This window comes from Syntrophomonas sp. UBA5494 (assembly GCF_002426325.1).
On the sequence record NZ_DIPG01000148.1, the window covers coordinates 18555 to 21735 of the forward strand.

Genomic DNA, 3181 nt, shown 5'->3' on the forward strand with positions numbered 1-3181 from the left:
TTGATGATGGTGGTGCAGATGCTGCGAGCCATCGGCCTGACGGAATACCGGCTGCATATCAATTCGGTGGGCTGTCCGTCCTGCCGCGATAGCTATCGCCAGGCCCTGTTAGCCCATATTAAGCCGCTTTATGAGCAGCTTTGCCCGGATTGCCGGCAGCGCTACCAGCAGAACCCCTTGCGGGTTCTGGACTGCAAGAACGAGGGCTGCCGCCAGGCTATAATCGGACACCCGCGTTTACTGGATCACCTCTGTCCCGATTGTGCCGACCACTACCAGCGGGTTCAGGAGACCTTGACCCGGCACGGCCTATGTTTTGAGCACGATGACCAGCTGGTGAGAGGCCTGGATTACTACACCAACACCGCTTTTGAGATCCATATCCCCGGCATAGGCGCACAGAGCGCCGTGGGGGGCGGAGGACGCTACAACGGGCTGGTAAAGGCCATCGAAGGCCCTGATCTTCCGGGAATCGGTTTTGCCCTGGGTATGGAGCGGCTGTTACTGGCTTTGCAACAAGATAAAGCGGGAGGCCGGGAAAAAAACAGCATTGAGGTATTTGTTGCGGTGATGGAGCCGCAGTACGAGGATGCCGCAATCTTGATCATGCAGCAGCTCAGGGCTGCCGGCATTGCTGCCGACAAAGATTACCTGGACCGCAAAGCCAAGGCGCAGATGAAATATGCCGATAAGACCGGCGCTCAGCTGGTGCTGTTTGTCGGCGAACAGGAAGTTAAAGAAGGCTTTGTAACCGTGCGCGACATGACTAACAAGGAACAGGCGGTCCTATCCAGGTCTGACCTGGTTCCCGGCATAAACAAACTTTTGCATCAGAATGAGGAGGCACAGGCACAATGAAACGAACCCATTATGCTACACAGATAGGGATTGCCCAGATAGGCCTTGAGGTTGTTCTCAATGGCTGGGTCAATACCCGCCGAGACCATGGAGGGTTGATCTTCATTGACCTGCGTGACCGTTCTGGCATTATTCAAGCCGTGTGCAACCCCGAGCTAGACCAGGCCGCTTTTGCGGTGGCGGAACAAGTCAGGGGAGAGCATGTGATAGCTGTCCGAGGTACTGTGCAGAGAAGACCGGCAGACACCGAAAACCCCAATCTGAAGACCGGAATGGTGGAAATTTCGGTAGCCCAACTGCAGGTATTCAACAAAGCCAAAACCCCGCCGTTTTATATTGAGAACAATATAGAGGTGGACGAGAACCTGCGCCTTAAATACCGTTATTTGGATCTGCGCCGCCCCGAGATGATGGATAACCTTATGCTCAGGCACCGTATTGTGAAAAGCATCCGTGACTTTTTGGACGACAGGGATTTTGTCGAGGTGGAGACCCCGGTCTTGACTTCGAGTACACCCGAGGGGGCTCGCGACTATCTGGTTCCCAGCCGGGTGCACCCGGGCCGCTTTTATGGACTGCCCCAGTCGCCGCAGATTTTTAAACAGATGCTGATGGTGGCCGGGCTGGATAAATATTTCCAAATTGCCCGCTGCTTCCGGGATGAGGACCTGCGTGCCGACCGGCAGCCTGAATTCACCCAGCTGGATATGGAGATGTCCTTCATCGATGAAGAAGATGTTTTCAGTCTGGTGGAGGAATTGATGACGGTGCTGTTCAAGCAGATAGACCGTCCTATTAAAACCCCATTTCCGCGTATCCGCTATGATGAAGCCATGGCCAGGTACGGCAGCGATGCCCCGGATCTGCGCTTCGGCCTGGAAATAGTAGACCTGACCGAAATTTTGAAGGATGCCCAGTTTAAGGTTTTTTCACAGGCGGTTCAAAACGGGGGCGTGGTTCGCGCTATAAATGCCCGTGGCTGTGCATCCTGGACCCGGCGCGAAATTGATGAAATGGGCAAAATGGCGGTAGACAACGGAGCCAAGGGGATGGCCTGGATCGCCTGCACCGAAAACGAGCTTAAATCTCCGATAACCAAATTTTTAAATCAGGCCGAAATCGATGGGATTATGTCCGCCCTGGACGCCAAAGCCGGAGACCTGCTTTTGTTTGGAGCCGACTCAGTAGCGGTGGTCAATCGGGTAATGGGCTTCCTGCGCCTGGAATTGGCCCGGCGCCTCAAGCTGGCCGAGCCTCAAGAATTGAATTTCACCTGGGTTTATGATTTCCCGCTGGTGGAATACGATGATGAGGAAGAGCGGTATGTGGCGGTGCATCATATGTTCACCTCACCCCGGCCCGAGGATATCGAACTCTTGGAGACAGAGCCCCTGAAGGTCAAAGCCCGGGCCTACGACCTGGTATTGAACGGAACTGAGATCGGGGGAGGCAGCATCCGGATTCACCGCCGGGACTGGCAGGAAATGATGTTTGCCAGAGTAGGGATGAGCATGGAAGAAGCCGGCGAGAAGTTCGGCTATATGCTGGAAGCCTTTGAATATGGCACCCCCCCCCATGGCGGGATCGCTTTCGGCATTGACCGCCTCCTGATGATCATGGCCGGGCGCCAGAGCATCAGGGATGTGATCGCTTTTCCCAAGACTCAAAGTGCCGCCTGCCCCTTGACCGGCGCGCCTTCCAGAGTGAGTTCCCGGCAGCTGCGTGAATTGGCGCTCAAAGTCAAGGAAAAATAAATCGCAAAATTTTGGTAAAGTTATGCCCGGGGGGATTCCTTGAAAGCCAGGCCCCAGATATGTTATAGTTTTGCTAACGAGAGATATGAGGAATCAATTATCCCTGCTGTGTTCGTGAGAACAGCCGTTCAGTTTTTGCCAACACCAAAAATTAGGGAGCTTGGTCTCCACATGTGGCTGTATGCCCGATTATGACGGGAAACATTAATCATGTGGGAGGGCACCCACCTGCGAAGCAGGTTTAAACAACGGTTGCCCACGGCTCGGTGGGGTTTTTATGTTCAGGTCAGGCTGGGTTTGTAACAGATACTCGGCGGCCTCCCGACTCCTCTCAGGAGACCGGGGCCACGGAGAAACTTACCTGACCCGGTTTACCCTTCGCCAGCACCTCGAAACCAGTCAGCAGGTATTTGCCCATCGACAATATGATTATGTCCCGGATGCCATTGATTCCCTTCCTGATAAACTTCATTTGATAAAAACCTGTATAAAGCAGGATATGCCCCGATCAACTTTATGGGTGCCGCCGACCGATTGATCCCCGTTTATTGACGGCAGCCGATTTCAGC

Annotated in this window: 3 protein-coding genes and 1 other RNA gene; 3 read left to right on the plus strand and 1 reads right to left on the minus strand. The window is 54.0% G+C overall.

Features of this window, described 5'->3' with window-relative positions; genetic code table 11:
* The 3 genes from B3W37_RS16670 to ssrS form a co-directional block, all read left to right on the plus strand.
* On the plus strand, window positions 1-858 hold an 858-nt coding region (locus tag B3W37_RS16670), incomplete at its 5' end, for a histidine--tRNA ligase (RefSeq protein ID WP_483176489.1).
* Entirely contained in the window at window positions 855-2612 is a 1758-nt protein-coding gene (gene aspS / locus B3W37_RS16675) for an aspartate--tRNA ligase (RefSeq protein ID WP_483176490.1), read from the plus strand. The genes B3W37_RS16670 and aspS, both read left to right, overlap by 4 nt.
* A 97-nt stretch (window positions 2613-2709) precedes the next feature.
* Window positions 2710-2889: non-coding RNA, 6S RNA (gene ssrS, locus B3W37_RS16680), on the plus strand.
* 54 nt (window positions 2890-2943) lie between these two features.
* On the opposite strand, the gene B3W37_RS16685 is transcribed toward ssrS, so the two are convergent.
* Window positions 2944-3084 carry a hypothetical protein gene (locus B3W37_RS16685; protein ID WP_483168547.1) on the minus strand — a complete coding sequence of 47 codons (141 nt, stop codon included), beginning with the start codon at window positions 3082-3084 and terminating at the stop codon, window positions 2944-2946.
* Window positions 3085-3181 lie beyond the last annotated feature (97 nt).